This is a genomic window from Luteibacter sp. 1214 (genome assembly GCF_031455395.1).
GTDB classification, from domain to species: Bacteria; Pseudomonadota; Gammaproteobacteria; order Xanthomonadales; family Rhodanobacteraceae; genus Luteibacter; species Luteibacter mycovicinus.
This window is the reverse complement of the sequence record NZ_JAVDSQ010000001.1, coordinates 494,757-512,952: the sequence shown is the minus strand read 5'-3', so window position 1 is coordinate 512,952 and position 18,196 is coordinate 494,757. Positions and strand designations below refer to the sequence as shown.

The 18,196-nt window shown below is 65.5% G+C and carries 7 protein-coding genes; 4 read left to right on the top strand and 3 right to left on the bottom strand.

Annotated features, from left to right (window positions below):
• Nucleotides 1-2: 2 nt before the first annotated feature.
• Entirely contained in the window at nt 3-1,235 is a 1,233-nt protein-coding gene (gene wcaK / locus J2X57_RS02010) for a colanic acid biosynthesis pyruvyl transferase WcaK (RefSeq protein WP_043693909.1), read from the bottom strand.
• Nucleotides 1,236-1,275: 40 nt separating this feature from the next.
• Nucleotides 1,276-3,465 (bottom strand): polysaccharide biosynthesis tyrosine autokinase, encoded by a 2,190-nt coding sequence (locus J2X57_RS02005; protein WP_036113381.1) that lies wholly within the window; start codon nt 3,463-3,465, stop codon nt 1,276-1,278.
• Between the two features lie 906 nt (nt 3,466-4,371).
• On the opposite strand from J2X57_RS02005, the gene J2X57_RS02000 reads away from it, so the two are divergent.
• Nucleotides 4,372-12,675: a glucoamylase family protein gene (locus J2X57_RS02000; protein ID WP_309863194.1), complete on the top strand. Its 8,304-nt coding sequence runs from the start codon at nt 4,372-4,374 to the stop codon at nt 12,673-12,675.
• A gap of 209 nt (nt 12,676-12,884) precedes the next feature.
• Here the strand turns inward: J2X57_RS02000 and J2X57_RS01995 are convergent, their stop codons facing one another.
• Nucleotides 12,885-13,511 (bottom strand): TMEM175 family protein, encoded by a 627-nt coding sequence (locus J2X57_RS01995; RefSeq protein WP_309863192.1) that lies wholly within the window; start codon nt 13,509-13,511, stop codon nt 12,885-12,887.
• Between the two features lie 154 nt (nt 13,512-13,665).
• On the opposite strand from J2X57_RS01995, the gene J2X57_RS01990 reads away from it, so the two are divergent.
• The 3 genes from J2X57_RS01990 (at nt 13,666) to J2X57_RS01980 (ending at nt 18,191) form a co-directional block, all read left to right on the top strand.
• A complete protein-coding gene (locus J2X57_RS01990; RefSeq protein WP_309863189.1) occupies nt 13,666-14,109 on the top strand; it encodes a DUF2231 domain-containing protein in 444 nt (147 codons plus the stop codon).
• A complete protein-coding gene (locus tag J2X57_RS01985) occupies nt 14,102-15,415 on the top strand; it encodes a sorbosone dehydrogenase family protein (RefSeq protein ID WP_309863186.1) in 1,314 nt (437 codons plus the stop codon). The genes J2X57_RS01990 and J2X57_RS01985 overlap by 8 nt, the downstream gene beginning before the upstream one ends.
• A 169-nt stretch (nt 15,416-15,584) precedes the next feature.
• Nucleotides 15,585-18,191: a phospholipase C, phosphocholine-specific gene (locus J2X57_RS01980; RefSeq protein ID WP_309863183.1), complete on the top strand. Its 2,607-nt coding sequence runs from the start codon at nt 15,585-15,587 to the stop codon at nt 18,189-18,191.
• The last annotated feature ends 5 nt before the right edge of the window (nt 18,192-18,196 follow it).

Below are 18,196 nucleotides of genomic sequence, written 5' to 3'. Positions count from 1 at the left end.
GGTCAGGCTCCGATCCCCAGCGTCGCCAGTACCGACTCACGGGCGAACGCCTTCTCGCGGGCGACCGCCGTGGCGACGCGTGGCCGCAAGGTCTCGTCCTGGAGCAACGCGAGCACCTTCGTGCGCAGGCTGCCGTCGAGCAGGGCTTTGACGGGAATGGCCAGGTCGTCCACACCGAGACGCTTCATGATGCCTTCGGACTTGTGCTCGTAATTGAGCGCCACGGATGGCGTACCGAAGTTCATCGACATGATCGCGCTGTGCAGCCGCGTGCCGATGGTGAGCACGCAGGTGGCGAGGCGGCGGCCGATCTCGACATCGTTGAGCTCGTTCATCTCGACATGGAAGGACTCCGGATGGCGCAGGCGCGCGCGCACCTTGAGAGCGACCATGCGGTCGTCCTTGGGGTAGCCGTCGATGGCCGTGCAGGTGGAGTAGGCGACGACGCGGTAGCCCGCTTCGATCACGGCATCCAGCAGCTCGGCGAACGCCGTTTCGTACTCGGCCTGCGTCACGCCCAGACGCTTGTCGAACGGGGCCAGCTCACGGAAGGTCACGGCCACCGTCGGCTGCGCGGTATTGACGGGCTCGTTGACCCCCGGATTGACCAGCCACGCGGTATCCGACGTCCAGCGCACCTTGTCCTGCGGGATGCGCCCCTCGGTCATATAGCGCGCGCTGACTTCCTCACGCAGAGCGACCGCGTTGACCCGGGTCATGACGTCTTCGGAGATCTGCCGGAAGAACGGCTGCTGGAAGGGCCCGACGCTGTGGCCGATCATGTAGACCGGACGGCCCGCCAGCAGGGCGCAGATGGACTGGTCGTACTGCGTGGGGCCATACAGGTCCACGAAGAACGAACCGCCGACCTGAATGACCAGGTCGTACCCTTTCATCCACTCGATGGTCTCGCGATGGCGCTGCGGCAGCTTTACCCAGCGTGCCCACCAGCGTCCCATGAGATGCCCGTGCAGGATGCGCGGAACAAGGCGGCGCAGCACCTTCGGCCGCAGGCCACCGAAGCGCTTTTTCGCGGCTTCGTTGTAGTAGGCATTCAACGTGTCGGGCAACAACCGACGCCCGATAAGGTATTCGGAGCTGGTCGGGAAGCGGCTGGTCACATCGACCTTGCTCCCCGGCAGCGCCTCCGCCAGACATTCCAGAAGGCCGCGCAGAATGGCGCCGTCGCCCCGGTTGCCGCACGTGTGATTTCCGACGATCAGGATGCGCGACATAGTGCTCTTTTCATGCTGGGCCCCGTGGTAGCGGGGCGGTTCAAGCCGGATCGGCCTTGTATTTGTAGTACGCGTACTCGGAGTAGCCCGCCGTGCGCTTTTCCACCGCGTTGAAGATGGCGCCCTTCAGCTCGACACCGTTCTGTTCGAAACGTTGCTTGGCCAGTGCCAGCTCGCGCTGCTTGTTGAGACCGAAACGCGCCACGAGCAGGCTGGTCCCGACGTGATGGCCAATCACCGCCGCATCGGTCACCGCCAGGATGGGCGGCGTATCGATGATGATGAGGTCGTAGGCGGGCACCACGGCCTCGATGAAGCGCGTGAAGTGCTGATGCATCAGCAGTTCGGACGGATTCGGCGGCACCTGGCCGCGGCTGATGAAATCGACGTTTTCGGTCGGCCCCTTCTGCACCACGTCCGCGAGTTCGGCCTTGCCGACCAGCAGATCGGACAGCCCGCGTCCCGTCTTGACGCCGAGCAACTGGTGCAGCGTGCCGCGGCGCATGTCACCGTCGACCAGCAGCACGCGCTGCCCCGCCTGGGCAATGACGGCCGCGAGGTTGGCCGAGACGAAGGTCTTACCGGCGAACGGGCTGGAGCCGGTGATCATCAGGATGTTGTTCTTCGCTTCCAGCCGGGCGAAGTGCAGGCTGGTGCGCAGGCTGCGGATGGATTCGATCGCCAGATCGGCCGGGTCGCTGATGGCGAGCAGGGGGCCACGCGCGCCGTGCTTGTGACGGGTGCGGATGGAACGCGCGCTCTGGCCGGAGCTGAGCGGCACCGACGCATAGACGGGCAGGCCAAGGTCTTCGATCAGCGCAGGGTCTTCGATGCCGCGATTGAGGATCTGCTTGAGGAAGACAAAGGCCAGCGCGAGGAAGGCACCGAGGAAGGTCGCGATGATGACGATCAGCGCCTTGCGCGGCTGCACGGGAACGTTGGGGTCCACCGCCGCCTTGTCGACGATACGCACGTTGCCGACGGTGCCCGCGCGGGCGATGTCGAGCTGCTGAGCCTGATTGAGCAGGCTGGTGTACGTATTGCTGCTGACCTGGACGTCCCGGTTGAGCTTGAGCAGTTGCTGCTGGGTGTCGGGCAGGGCGCCGACTTCCTTCTGCATCTTGTCCTTTTGTGCCTGCAGCTGGCCCATCTGCTGCTGCAACGCCTTGTAGGCAGGGTGGTCATGAGTAAAGCGGCGATCGATGTCCGCTTCCTGCATGTGCAACTGCTGGATGTTGTTCTCGACACCGACGATCTGATCGAGCAGGCCTTTGGTCTGCATGCTCAGATCGACGGAGTGGGACTGTGTCTGGAAGGCGTTCATCGCGGCCTGGGCCTTGTCCAGGTCCTGCCGCACCTTGGGCAGCTGGTCCTTGACGAACTGCAGCTGGCTGGCGGCTTCGGCGGAGTTCCGCTCGACGTTCTGCCGCACATACGCGGTGGTGACGTGTTCCAGCACCTTCCGCGCCAGCTCCGGATCGGCGTTGTTATAGGTCAGCCCGATGATCCCGGAGTCGTTGCCCTGTTCGAGGGCGACGACATCGGTCTGCAGCTTGGTCGTGGTGGTCAGCGCGGGCTGCACGACGACGTCGAAGCGCGTCCCCGGGTTGGCTACCAGCTGGCGGATCTGCACCGTCACGCCCTTGCCGTTGATCAGCTGACCGACGGCGCCCTGCGCCACACGCTTGCCATCGTCGTCGTACAGGCTGAACTGGTGATTGTCTTCGGCGCGGAGCTCGAACTTGCCGCCCATGGTCGGATCGGGCAGATCGAGCTTGAAGATGTCGACGACCTCGCCGCCCCAGCCATAGCGACTGAGTCCGAAGCGAGGCTTGCCCAGCTGGCCGGGTTTATGCCCGCGGGAGAGGTAGTCACCGATCACCGGCATGCGCTGCGGCAACGCCTGCACGTTTAGTCGCATGTCGTCGACCGTCTGTCCGACGACCAGGCGCGACGTAATCAGCGCGATCTCGGTGACGGCCTGCGATGCGGTCGTGCCGAGCGATTGCGAAAGGTCGCTCAGCCCCGGAAGGCTCGGCGTCTTCTGCTCGACCTGCACCACGGCGGTGGCCTGATAGATAGGCGTCGCCAGCAGCGTATACAGCACACCGATCACGAAGAAGACCCCCGTGATTGCAACGATCAGCCACTTGTGATCGAGCAGCGTACCGAACAACGCGTTGAGATCGATGGTGTCGTCATCATGTGCCTGCTCAATCTTCGTCGTCATGCGGCCGCGTGTTTCCTGGAGATGAATTGGACGTCTAAGCGTTTATACCGGAGCGAGAATGAATGGGCCGAAAAGCAGAGGGCCAGCCAACGTCCTGTATTTCCAGCGTTTTACGCACACATCTCCATGCACCGGCACACAGCTGGCGCATGACACACCCCCTTGGATGCGTAGGATGAAACCTCAGGCGGGCGTCGACGGGCGGCCGTTGGGGATGCCGATGTCGACGCCATTCGTTGAAAGAACGATGTCCTTCGCCTTCTTCGATGCCAATCGCGTACCACTGATCCGCGCCGAAGGACTTTCAGCTTAGACGGGGTCGCGTAGGCCTCAAAGTGAAAACCGCCAGTTTTGCGACCTGCGTCAAGGAACCATCGCTTACGGAGACGCTAGAACGCAAATACGTTAGTAATTCGTTATATGCGTCTCGGTGTATCTACACGCACCACTAATGAATGGTTCATTCCGCAGTCACTAATTGCTGCACTGCATGGTCACCACTCCGATGTATGCGCCGCGTATACGCGCTTATTCGGCAAGGTGGCTTCCGCATCGCAGCAACGCACACACGGCGATCTCCGCCCTGGTGATGGCGCTCGGCCCGTCAGCGGCGCACACTCGGCGGCTAAGGGCGGTCCACCGGCCGCATCGGGAGCAGCTCATGCATGTCGTCGCGATGTTAACGGCGGGTCTATAGACCTTTTCCGGCGTAAGCGCGTCCGGGAAACCGCGGGCGCGGAACGCGAGCCGGCCTTACGAGCCGAACTCTTCAATGCCGAACAACTCGAGGCTTACGGCGCGCAACTCGCCGCCAGGCATCGTCTGGCTGCGCGCCGGCTACCCGAATGGCTGCTTCCCCGTCTTGCCGACAACGAACGGGTGATCCTTGGGGCGTGTCGCGGCCTCATGGTGGCCGCACGTCGCGGGGAGAGCGCGACGCCCGCCGGCGAGTGGCTGCTGGACAACCTCTACCTGATCGAAGAGCACATCCGCAGCGCGAACAAGGATTTTCCCAAAGGGTACAGTCGCGAACTCGTCCAGCTCGATGGCGGCGCATCCCATGGTCTTCCCCGCGTCTACGACATCGCACTGGAAGTCATTTCCCACGGCGATGGACGCGTCGACGCCGCTGGCCTGGCGCGTTTCCTCGATGCCTACCAGACCGTCGCGCCGCTCAGTCTGGGCGAACTCTGGGCGGTGCCCATCATGCTGCGGCTCGCGCTGATCGAAAATCTGCGTCGCATCGCCGTGCGCGTGACTCAGGACCGCTCGCGTCGTCGACGTGCCACGCGCTGGGCGGATGCCATGACGCGCATGGCGGCCGACGATCCGAAGAATGTGGTGCTGGTGGTCGCCGACATGGCGCGCTCCGCCCCGGTGATGAGTGCACCGTTCGTGGCCGAGCTGGTGCGCCGGTTACAGGGGCAGGGGCCGGCACTGGCCATGCCGCTGGGCTGGGTCGAGCAGAGGCTCGCGGAATCGGGCCGCAGCATCGACTACCTCGTGCAGGCCGAATCGCAGCAGCAGGCGATGCACCAGGTGTCGGTCGGCAACAGCATCGGCAGCCTCCGTTCGCTGGCGACGGTGGACTGGCGCGACTTCGTCGAACACGCGAGTCTGGTCGAGGCATCGCTTCGCGACGATCCCTCCGGCGTTTATCCCGCGATGGATTTCACCAGCCGGGATCGCTATCGCCATGCGGTGGAGCGCCTGGCGCGTGCGACACGTCGCAGCGAAGTGGATACCGCCCGTGCGGTGCACGCCGCATGTCTCGCGCAGGCGGCTGGTGTCCACGATACGACCCGGCGGCACGTCGGTTTCTATCTGGTCGGCGCGGGGGCAACGGAGTTCGAGCGTGCGCTCGGCGCAAGCCGGGGCTGGAAAACACGGTGCGCTCGCGCCTTCACACGCGCACCGTTCGCGGTGTCGTTCACCGTGTTTCTCCTGCTCACTGCCGCGCTCACCGTTGGCCTGGTGGCGACGGCGGCGGTCGTTTCGGCGTCAGCCTGGGTGTGGATGCTGCTCGGCGCAGGGTGTCTGCTCGTTGCAAGCCAGCTCAGCCTGAGCCTTCTGAACCTCGGCGCGTCGCTGATCGCATCGCCCGATTACCTGCCTCGTATGGACTATGCGTCCGGCATGCCCGCGGCAGCGCGAACCATGGTCACCGTGCCGACCCTGCTCGGCAGTGTGGAGGACGTCGACGAGGTCGTCGATGCACTCGAGGTGCGTTTCCTCGCCAATCGCGACGATGCGCTGCATTTCGCCTTGCTCACCGACTTTCTGGATGCCGATCGGCCCGCCCTCCCGGACGATGAGGCGATCCTCGCGTACGCAGGACGTCGCGTTTCGGCACTGAATGCCCGGTATCCATCGGTGGCAGCGGATCGTTTCTATCTGTTTCATCGCCCCCGGGAATGGAGCGCGACGGAACGACGCTGGATGGGCGCCGACCGCAAACGCGGCAAGCTCGCCGCACTGAACCGGCTGTTGCGCGGCGAAGGCGCGGAACGCTTCGCGCTCATCGTCGGACGAATCGCGGATCTTCCCCCCGTCCGTTACGTCATCACGCTGGACTCCGATACGCAGCTCCCGCGCGACGCCGCTCATCTGATGGTGGCGGCGATGGATCATCCGCTGAACCGCCCGGTGTTCGACGACGCGTCGAACACCGTGGTGTCGGGTTACGGCATCCTGCAGCCGCGCGTGGGTATCGCACTGCCGGCGCAGGCGCGCTCGGTCTATGCACGCCTGTACGGCGCGGATGCCGGTGTCGATCCGTATACGCGTGCCGTGTCCGATGTCTACCAGGACGTCTTCCACGAAGGCTCGTTCACGGGCAAGGGCATCTACGACATCGATGCCTTCGAGCGTGCACTGGCCGGGCGCCTCAAGGACGAACGCGTACTCAGTCACGATCTGATCGAGGGCTGTTTCGCGCGCTCGGGGCTGCTCAGCGACGTCCTGGTCTTCGAGGAGATTCCGGGGCGCTACGCGGATGACAGCGTGCGAAGGCACCGCTGGACCCGTGGCGACTGGCAGCTCTTGCCCTGGTTGATGCCGACGGTGCCCAGCGTTCATGGATGGGTTCGCAACGATCTGAGCAGCCTGTCGCGCTGGAAGATCTTCGACAACCTGCGCCGCAGTCTCGTGTCGCCGGCCGCCCTGGCCTTGCTGGTAGGCGGTTGGCTGTGGATCGGCCCCGTCGCGACGTGGACTATCGCGGTCCTGTCGATGCTGTTCGTACCGGTTCTGCTCCACGTGCTGATGGACGTGATTCGCAAGCCACACGATGTGACCTGGCCGGTGCACGGCCGCGTCGCCCTGGACGCGGCGGGACAGCATGTGGCACGTCTGGGCCTGGCCGTCGCATGGCTGCCGCACGAAGCTCGCCTGAGCGTGGATGCGATCGCGAGATCGCTCTGGCGTGTGCTGGTGAGTCGGACGCATCTGCTCGAATGGCGATCGTCCGGCGAAGTGGAGCGACAGGGTCGCGGCACGCATACGATTCCGTGGCGCGCACTGTGGGCCGGTCCGGCCGTGGCGTTCGGCGTGACGGCGGCGCTCGTGGCCGTACGACCGGCCGCGTTGCCCGTCGCGTTCCCGTTGCTCCTGCTCTGGATGGCCTCGCCACCGTTCGCCTGGTGGGTCAGCCGCGCGCAGAGCGCGCAAGTCTATGCGCCTACGGACGCGGACCGGACGTTCCTGCGTCATCTCGCCCGCCGCACCTGGGCTTTCTTTGAAACGTACATGGGGCCCGACGATCGCTGGCTGCCGCCGGATAACGTGCAGATGATGCCGGCGCCCCGCGTCGCGAGGCGCACGTCGCCGACCAATATGGGCCTGGGGCTGCTTTCCGCCCTGTCCGCATACGATTTCGGTTATCTCGGGGCGGGGGCGCTGGTCGAACGTCTTGGCCATACGCTTGGCACGATGCGCGATCTCGAGCGATATCGCGGCCATTTCTACAACTGGTACGACACGGAGCACGGTACGCCGATGCATCCGCTCTACGTGTCGAGCGTCGACAGCGGAAACCTCGCCGGCCACCTGCTCACGTTGCAGCGGGGGCTGCTGGCGATCGCGGACGCACCGGTTTTTTCGGTGGCGTCGATCGCCGGCCTGGCCGATAGCGTCGGAATCCTCGCGGAAGAGGCCGGCGGCGCGTGGCGAGCCGACCTTGACGACTGGTCGGGTCAGCTCGTGCAGGCGATGGGCAGCCCCCCCATGACGCCGACCGATGTGCTCGTCTTCGCCACCGCGCAGCGACAGCGGCTGGACGGGCTCGTGGGTCGCCATGCGAACGAGGGCACGGAAGAGACGCGTTTCTGGCTGTCCCGGATCGCCGCGCAGTGCGACGATCTCCTGGACGAAGCCCAGGCATGGCATACCGACATCGTCGGTGACCGCATCGCGTCGCTGGCGGAGATCGCGGCCGACGCGAACGACCGGGCGCGTGGCGCGCGCGCAGCCACACGCCTGGACGCGATTACCTCGGCGGCGGCGCTGGCCGGCGACCTGGCCGTCATGGATCACGCCTTCCTCTATGACGACAACCGCCGCCTGCTGTCGATCGGCTTCGATGTCGAACGTCGCGTGCTGGACAACTCGTTCTACGATCTGCTGGCCTCCGAGGCTCGACTTACGACGTTCGTCGCCATCGCGCAGGAGCAGATACCGCAGGAGAGCTGGTTCTCGCTGGGCCGCCTGCTGACGAATGCCGGCGGTCTGCCGGTGCTGTTGTCCTGGACGGGCTCGATGTTCGAGTACCTGATGCCCATGCTGGTCATGCCGACCTACGAAGGCAGCCTGCTCGAGCAGACCTGTCGTGCCGCGGTCGCGCGCCAGATCGAATACGGCAAGCAGCGCAACCTTCCGTGGGGGGTGTCCGAATCCGGATACAACGCCGTCGACGCGCAGCTGACCTACCAGTACCGGGCCTTCGGCGTGCCGGGTCTGGGTCTCAAACGTGGACTGGGTGACGACCTCGTCGTGGCCCCCTATGCGTCCGTGCTGGCCCTGATGGTCGCGCCGGCGGCAGCCACCGGCAATCTGCAGCGGCTGACCGCGGATGGCGTGGCCGGTCGGTTCGGCCTCTACGAAGCCGTCGATTACACGCCGTCGCGCCTGCCGCCGGGACAGCACTCGGCGATCGTGCGGGAGTTCATGGCCCATCATCAGGGCATGTCGTTGCTGTCGATCGCGCATGTGCTGCTCGGACAGCCCATGCGCAAGCGCTTCGAAGCCGATCCGCGCGTCATGGCGACGAGCCTCCTGTTGCAGGAACGTGTGCCGCGCTCGGCATCGGAGTACCTGCACGCCGTCGGGCTGGGCGAGGGCGCGCCCGCACCCGCGACATCGGAAGCCCGGCTGCGCCTGTTTACCGATCCGGACCGTCCGCGGCCGGCGGTGCAACTGCTGTCCAATGGCCGTTATCACGTCATGGTCAGCAGCGCCGGTGGTGGGTACAGTCGACGCGACAGCATGGCGCTGACCCGTTGGCGCGAGGACATCACCCGCGACCGTCATGGCATGTTCTGTTACGTGCGCGATCCCGCCTCGGGTGACGTGTGGTCGACGGCCTACCAGCCGGTGGCACGACAGACCGACCACTTCGAGGCCATTCTGGCGGAGTCGCGCGCGGAGTTCCGCGTACGGCAACGCGGCTTCGAGACGCATACGGAGATCGTCGTCTCGCCCGAGGACGATATGGAACTGCGGCGTACCCGCGTGACCAATCGCGGCCGCACGCGTCGTACGATCGAACTGACCAGCTATGCCGAAGTCGTGCTGGCCGATCCACGCGGTGACGCGGCCCATCCGGCCTTCAGCAAACTCTTCGTCACGACCGAGATCGTGCCCAGCCTGCAGGCGCTCATCTGCACACGGCGTCCGCGCTCGGCGGATGAAGTCCCGCCATGGATGTGCCATCTGGTCGCGGTACACGATGCGGATGTCGATGCGATCTCGTATGAGACCGACCGCTCCCGTTTCATCGGGCGAGGCCGGACCACAGCTCAACCGGCCGCGCTTGATGCCGTCTGCGACACGTTGTCGGGAAGTCACGGCGCGGTGCTCGACCCGATCGTCGCCATCCGGGTACGGGTGACGCTCGATCCCGACCAGACGGCGACGCTCGACTTCGTCACCGGCGTCGCGGATGCGCGCGAGGGCTGCGTACGTCTGATCGAGAAGTATCGCGACCGGCACCTGTCCGACCGCGTCTTCGACCTCGCATGGACACGCAGCCAGGTGTTGCTGCGTCAGGCCAACTCGACGCTTGCCGACGCCCAGTTGTACGAGCACATGGCGACATCGATCCTCTATCCGAACCTTGCCCTGCGCGCCGAGCCGGGCCTGATCGCGGCAAACCGGCGCGGCCAGTCGGGGCTGTGGGGGCAAGCCGTGTCGGGCGACCTGCCGATCGTCCTGCTGCGCATCGCGGACATCGCGCGTCTGGATATCGCCCGCGATCTGATCCGCGCGGCCGCCTACTGGCGCCTCCGCGGTCTCATGGTCGACCTGGTGATCTGGAACGAGGACAGCACGGGGTACCGACAGACGTTGCACGACGCGCTGACCGGCCTGCTGGCCTCGGGCGCCGAAGCCAATCTGCTCGACCGCCCCGGCGGCGTCTACATCCGCGCCGCACAGCCCTTGTCCTTCGAGGATCGACTGGTGATGGAAGCCAGCGCCTCCATCGTGGTGGTGGACAGCCTGGGTTCCCTGCAGGAGCAGATGGAGCGTCACCGACTGGGCGCTCACCCGGTCGCCGCGGAGCCGGCCAGCTGGCCGCGTCGTCCGGTCATCGAGCCGGTCCCCGCTTCGGCGCCGAAGGGCGCTTTCTCGACCGACGGTACCGAGTACGTGATATCGCTTGCTCCCGGTGCGGTCACGCCCGCGCCCTGGTGCAATGTGCTTGCCAATCCGGACTTCGGCACGGTGATCTCCGAAAGCGGCAGCGCGTATACCTGGGCAGAGAACGCGCACGGTTGCCGACTGACGCCGTGGCAGAACGACCCGGTCGAGGACGCCTGCGGCGAGGCGATGTACCTGCGCGATGAAGCCACCGGTCATACGTGGTCGCCGACGCCGCTACCCATGCGTGGGGCGGGTGAATACACCACGCGGCACGGCTTCGGTTACACCGTGTTCGACCACGCGGAGGACACGGTTTCGTCAAGCCTGGCGGTGTTCGTCGCCATCGACGCGTCGGTGAAATTCCAGGTCCTGACTCTCACCAACGACGGTGACGAGTCACGGCGCCTGTCGATCACAGGTTACGTCGAATGGCTGCTGGGCGACGTGCGCGAGAGCAGCGCGATGCACGTGGTCACCGAGATCGATTCGATGACCGGCGCGCTGTTCGCACGGAATGCCTACAACAGCGACTTCCCGGGACGCGTCGCCTTCTTCGATGTCGAAGACCCCGACCGCGACGTCGGTGGCGACAGGACCGCCTTTCTCGGGCGCAATGGCCACGCGGGCGCGCCGCTGGGCATGCGCCGTCCGGGCTGGCATAACCGCGTCGGAGCGGGACTGGACCCCTGCGGCGTATTGCGCAGTTTCGTCGTCCTGGCGCCGGGCGAATCGCGCGACGTGATCTTCCGGCTCGGCATGGGCGCCAGCGAACCCGAGGCGCGTGCGCTGGTCCAGCGCTTCAGGCAGACCGGTTCGGCGACCGCCGCCCTTGCCGCCGTACGGCGCCACTGGAGCGACACCCTTGGCGCGGTCCAGGTCGCTACGCCCGATGCGTCGATCGACGTCTTCGCCAATGGCTGGCTGCTCTACCAGACCATCGCCAGTCGCCTCTGGGCCCGCAGCGGTTACTACCAGTCCGGCGGGGCCATCGGTTTCCGCGACCAGTTGCAGGACTCGATGGCGACGCAGCACGCGGCGCCGGCCATGGCCCGGGCGCAGTTGCTGATGTGCGCTGCGCATCAGTTCGTCGAGGGTGACGTGATGCACTGGTGGCATCCGCCCGGCGGTCGCGGCGTGCGTACGGGATGTTCGGACGATTACCTCTGGCTCCCCCTGGCCACCAGCCGCTACGTGCAGGCCAGCGGCGATACCGGGGTACTCGACGAGTCCGTCGAGTACATCGAAGGCCGTCCGCTGCGCCTCGGGGAAGAGTCCTATTACGATCAGCCCCGGCCTTCGGGCCAGCGGGCGTTGCTATATGACCACTGCGTCCGGGCGCTTGAACACGCCGCGCCGCGTGGCGTCCACGGCCTGCCGCTGATGGGCAGCGGCGACTGGAACGACGGTATGAACAAGGTAGGCGAGGCCGGGCGGGGCGAAAGCGTCTGGCTCGGCTTCTTCCTCGTCCATGTGCTGCGCGAGTTCGCACAGGTGGCTCGTCAGCGCGGTGACGTGTCGTTCGCCGGGCAATGCGTCGCGGGCGCCGACACGCTGGCCGCATCCCTCGAAGCGAGCGCCTGGGACGGCGACTGGTACCGGCGCGCCTGGTTCGACGATGGCACCCCGCTGGGCTCCGCAGGCAACGACGAATGCCGGATCGATGCTATCGCACAGAGCTGGTCGGTCCTTTCGGACGTGGGCGGCGACGACCGGCGAACACGTGCGATGGCGTCGCTGGACCGGCATCTGGTGCTCGACGATCCGGGCATGATCCGCCTGCTCGATCCGCCGTTCGACACGTCGGCCATGGATCCCGGTTACATCAAGGGCTACGTGCCCGGCGTGCGGGAAAACGGCGGCCAGTACACCCACGCCGCGGTCTGGGCCGCCATGGCGTTCGCGCACATGGGCAACCATGAGCGGGCGTGGGAACTGACGAGGATGATCCATCCTGCCAGTCACACCGGGGACGCCGCCGCGATCGGGCGCTACAAGATCGAACCGTACGTCATCGCGGCGGACGTCTATTCCGTCGCGCCGCACACGGGACGGGGCGGGTGGAGCTGGTACACCGGATCGGCGGGCTGGATGTACCGGCTGATCGTCGAGTCGTTACTGGGTATCCATCTCGACGGTGGCCGGCTGCGGATCGTGCCTCGTGTTCCGGCGGCCTGGCCGGGCTATACCGTGCGCTACCGCCACGGACGAGCGACCTACGTCATCGACCTGCGTCGTGCACACGAGGGTGAACCGGCGAGCCTCTTGCTGGACGGGGTGGCCTGTGGCGCAACCCTGGCCCTGAAGGATGACGGAGCCGAGCATCGGGTGCAGGTGATCTATGCGGGAGGGTAACGGTGGCGTAACGCGGCTACGCGCAACGTCAGTGCAGCCGGGCGTACCGGCGGATCGGGAGATCACGCTCATGTCTCAGGAATCGAACGATCCGTCGCCCGCGCCCCAGCTGCGGGAAGACCGGATAGCCGCCTATAACGTGGCCGCCGCCACGCATCCCGAGGCCTGCGTCGTGCGCCGCGTGGATGCGTCCGGCGCTTGCGTGCCGGTCAAGGCGCCGCCGTCGGCCTCCGGGAACGCATCCGGGCAAACAACATTACCGCCAAAGGCGTAAGCAGCAGCGGGAGGTTGCTGCGCCCCGGCCACCAGAAGGCGAGAACGCCGGCCAGCACAGCCATGCACGGCATGGCCAGACTGCGTCGGCGCAGCATGGCCACGGTTTCCGCGTCCACCGACGGGTCCAGATAAGGCGCACGCAGTGCCTTGCGGATCAACCGGTACTGCAACAGACCGGCGACGAGCAGGCTCGTGGCGTAGAAGATCTCCGGCACGCGCTCCACCGGATGGGCGCTCATCAATGCCGTTGAAAACGGTGTAAAGGCGATCGCCATCAGCAGGAAAAGGTTGGGCCACACGATCGCGGGATCGTAACGGCGAAGCAGCCCGAACACCCGGTGATGCGCGGCCCACAACGCGCCGACGACGATGAAGCTGAGGAAGAAACCCGCCAGCTGCGGAATCAGGTCGACCAGAGCCTGCAGCCAGGCCTGGTCCGTACGCGACTCGGGATGAGGCACGTGGACCTCGATGATCAGCAAGGTGATGGCGATGGCGAACACCGCGTCCGAAAAAAAGGTCAGCCGCTCGAGCTGCTGATCCTGGCCGTGCTCCGACATGCCGAACTCCCCCTGTGATTTCTTGCGGATGATCGCCCGCCACGGGTCTTCAGGGGAAGGGGGTGCCCAGGAGCAGACGCGGCTTAGACATCGCCCGGATCAGCATGCGGAACGGAGGCTTTGTCCGTTCCACCAGTCCAGGGAGATCGTCACCATGCATTCTCATGTCCTGCCACGTCGCAACGTGGTGGCCAATGCCATTTACGGCCTGCTCAATCCGATACCGTTCGGATGCTTCGTGGCGGCACTGATTTTCGATATCGTCTACGCCCGCACCGGCGTGATCCTCTGGATGAAGGGGGCCGCCTGGCTGATCGTATTCGGCCTGCTGTTCGCGATCATGCCGCGGCTGGTCAACCTGACCCAGGTCTGGATCACCTCCCGTCATGCCGCCGTGCGCGGTGAGCGACTCGACTTCTGGCTCAACCTCGTGGCCATCGTCGCCGCGATCTTCAACGCCTTCGTTCACAGCCGTGACGCGTATGCGGTCATCCCGGAAGGGGTATGGCTCTCCGCCGTCACCGTTCTGCTGCTCGCTATCGGGCACATCGTGGTCGCGGTGCGGGCGTCCGACCGGGGAGTGCTGGTCCATGATTAAGCACATCTGTCGCAACGCGCTGGCGCTGGCCTGTGTCGTCGCCCTCGGCGCGTGCAGCGAGAAGGCTTCCTTCGAGCCACCCCAGCAGTCGGGCACCGACCCGACCTTGCCCAAGGCACAAAACTTTCTCGTGCCACCCATGCAGGTACCGGACAAAGCGGGCTGGAAGCAGGGGCAGGCGCCGAGGGTAGCGGCCGGCCTGAAGATCGAACGCATCGCCGACGGCCTCATGCACCCGCGGCAGCTGTACACGCTTCCGAACGGCGATGTGCTGGTCGTGGAGTCCAACGGTCCCGGCAGCGAGCCCGTGACCACACCCAAGCAGCTGATCGCCAGCATGGTGAAGAACCAGTCGGGCAAAGGCGGGATGGGTGGCAATCGCATCACATTGTTGCGCAAGAGCGCGTCGGGACCGTGGGAGAAGCATGTATTTCTCGAAGGGCTGAATTCGCCCTTCGGCGTGCAGCTGATCGGCAGCACGCTTTACGTCGCCAACACCGATGGCATCGTTAGCTATCCCTACCAGGAAGGGCAGACGCGGATCACCGTGCCGGCGACGAACTTCACCGATCTGCCGAACACGATCAACCATCACTGGACCAAGGCGCTGCAGGCCAACCCGGACGGAACAAAGCTGTATGTCGGTGTCGGCTCCAACAGCAACATCACCGAGAACGGCCTCGATATCGAATACCGGCGTGCCGATGTGCTCGAGGTCGATGTCGCCACCGGGGCGAGTCGCATCTATGCGGCGGGCCTGCGCAATCCCACCGGTTTGCAGTGGGACCCCGTGAGCAACTCGCTCTGGGCCATCGTCAACGAGCGCGATGAAATCGGCGCCGACCTCGTGCCCGACTATCTCACCTCGGTGAAGGAAGGCGGTTTCTACGGCTGGCCCTATAGCTATTACGGCCAGCACATCGATACGCGGGTCAAACCGCAACGGCCCGATCTCGTGGCCAAGGCGATCAGGCCGGACTACGCCATCGGCTCGCATGTGGCGCCGCTCGGGTTGCTTCTGACGCAGAGCAACGGTCTGCCTGCGAAGTATCACAACGGCGCTTTCATCAGCGAGCACGGCAGCTGGGATCGTTCGCCGTTGAGCGGATACGAAGTGGTCTTCGTCGCGTTCAGGGATGGCAAACCGGAAGGTAAGCCGGAGACCGTGGTGAGTGGCTTCCACTCCAGCGACGAGAAGCAGCTGTATGGCGCGCCCGTGGGCGTCGTGCAGGACAAGGACGGTGCGTTGCTGATCGCCGATGATGTCGGTGACACGGTCTGGCGTGTGACGGACGCGGCACGCTGAAGAAACGGTCGGGGCGATACAAGACGGGCCGGGCCATGCGCGTTGAGCGGGCCTGGCTGTGCGCCGCGTCGCATTCCGGGGTGGTCACACGGGGCTGACGCGCTACTGCAACATGGATAGTGACAATCGGGTACCGGCCAACACCGGCCGGTTGACGTGAGGCCAGGGCATGCCCGCTATCGACGATATCAAGCGACGCCGCTTCCTCAAGATGGGTGCGGGCACCGCGGGCGTCGCAGCGCTTTCAAGCTGGCCCGGTCTGATCGAGAAAGCGCTGGCGCTCGAACCGCACAATCCCACCGGTACGCCGGGTCTGGCGGATATCGAGCACATCATCGTGTTCATGCAGGAGAACCGGTCGTTCGACCATTACTTCGGCATGCTGCCGGGTGTGCGCGGCTACGGCGATCCGCGACCCGTTCCGCTGCCTAGTGGCAACTACGCCTGGTACCAGCCAGAAGGCCTCGACGCGGCAAGCCGCGGTTTCAGCGATCACGTGGCCCATGCGGCGTGGACGCAACCGAAGGGCTGGTACGACACCGATCGCGCCGCGCAGTCGACGAATTACGTGCTGCCGTTTCGCCTGAACGCGCCAGGCAACGTGCAGTACCAGTACATGGCCGATCTGGATCACAGCTGGAAGGCTTCACAGCAGACCTGGTCCAACTGGGACACTTGGGTGCCGCTGAAGAGCCGGCAGGCGATGGGCTTTCTCAACGCAGACGACCTGCCTTTCTACTACCAGCTGGCCAACGCGTTCACCGTATGCGACGCCTATCATTGCTCGATCTTCGCGGCGACCGATCCGAACCGGTTCTGCCTGTGGTCGGGCACCGTGCCGCCGCCGATGAATTTTCCGGACAACTACGGCAGCTGCGGCTACGTCGCGGACATCGCCTGCGACATCAACAAGGACATCACCCCGGCGATGCTCGGCCAGTCGCCTGAGGCGAGGAACGCGGCGGTAGCCGCCGGTATCGCGGACTGGAAGACCTATCCGGAGACGCTTACCGAGAACGGCATCACCTGGAAGATCTACCAGGAGTACGACAACTACGGCGATAACTACCTCCAGTACTACAAGAATTTCCGGGTCGATAACACCGGCAAGCCGATCGATACCTCGGACGATCCGATGTTCCAGACCTTGTATCGCCGTGGGCGCGTCTTTGCGCAGCCCAGTGGCAAGACCGGCGACGCGCTGGTCGCGCAGTTCGCGAAGGACGTCGCCGCCGGCATGGAGCCGGACGATCCCGCACCCGGTGAGGTGAAAGCGGGCCTGCCGCGCGTCTCGTGGATCGTGGCGCCGTCGGCGTTTTGCGAGCATCCCAGCTCATCGCCGGGCGACGGCGAGTCGTTCACCGCCAGGTTGCTGGACGTACTGGTCAACGACCATCCGGAGGTCTTCCGCAAGACGGTGTTCCTGTTGATGTACGACGAGAACGACGGCTACTTCGACCACGTGCCGCCACCGGTTCCGGCGACCAGCGATGCCTATGGCGAGATGACCCTGGAGGATGCCGGAGCCGCGGAAACCATGGATGCGATTCCGGTAGGACTCGGCCCGCGCGTGCCCATGGTGATCGTGTCGCCGTGGACCGCCGGTGGCAAGGTGCATTCGCAGCTGAGCGACCATACCTCCGTGATCCGCCTGCTCGAAGCGTGGTCGGCGGCGAAGGGTCTGTCGAATCAGGGTCGCGAAAAGGATGCGGTGCGTTGCGATGCCATTTCGCCGTGGCGACGTGCGGTCTGCGGCGATCTCACGGAAGCTTTCGATTTCCGGCCGTCGCTACCACGCCGTATCGATACGGCGACGCATTTCCGGAACGGTACCGAAAGCGCGGCCGTGCCCGCGCCACAGGTCTTCCCGGTCCAGGCACCCGCCACGCGGGCAGCCTGTCGTACGGACTACGCCTTTGCGGCGGACATGCGGGTCGACGGAGGTCAGCTGGCGCTGCGCTTCGCCAATACCGGGGCGATCGGCGTCGCCCTCATCGCGTTTCATCAGCCGATGTCCGCGGCGCAGACCTCCGAACACTTTACGATCGAGGCCGGAAAGTCGCTTTCAGCGGTACGGCCCGTTGCCGACGACGGCCGTTATGACGTCGCGATCCATGGTCCCAACGGCTTTCTGCTCGAGTGGCGAGGCGATCAGCGGGCCATGGGGTCCGCAGGACTCGCGGCGGAAGTCAGTGCTTGGCATCAGGAGTGGAAGGGCAGTCTCTCCATTCGTCTCGACAACCGGGCCAGCGACAAAGCGTGCGTGTTTCAGCTGGGCGATAACGCGTATTACGAGAATGGACCGATGCAGGTGCGCGTCGAGGCCGGTTGCGAGCGGACGATCGAGTGGCAGGTGAGCCGTGGCTGGTACGACGTCGCGGTGCGCGTCGCGGGGCAGGCGGGTTACCTGCGACGCATGGCTGGCTATGTACCGCAGAAGCTCCGGGCTCCGGTCACCGACCCGGCCATTGGCAACGACCGGATGTTCCACGCGCTGGTGTCGATCCAGGGCGAGGGCTATGCGGGCCGTCGCTTCGACTACGCGGTGCCACCGTGGCACCACCGTCCGAAGAACTGGATCGGCGTGTTCGCCGCGGGTTCGGAGCCCACGAAAAAACACCTGCTCCGCTGGGTGTATGCGCCGCGTGGTGTCGGCTCGGTCATGCTGGCCGACGCGTCGGGCGATGCGCTGCCGCCTGGCCGCTACGAAGCGTGGTACTTCTTCGACGACGGATACACCGTGCTGGGTGGCAGGCCGGTGGCGTTCCGGATCTGACTTCC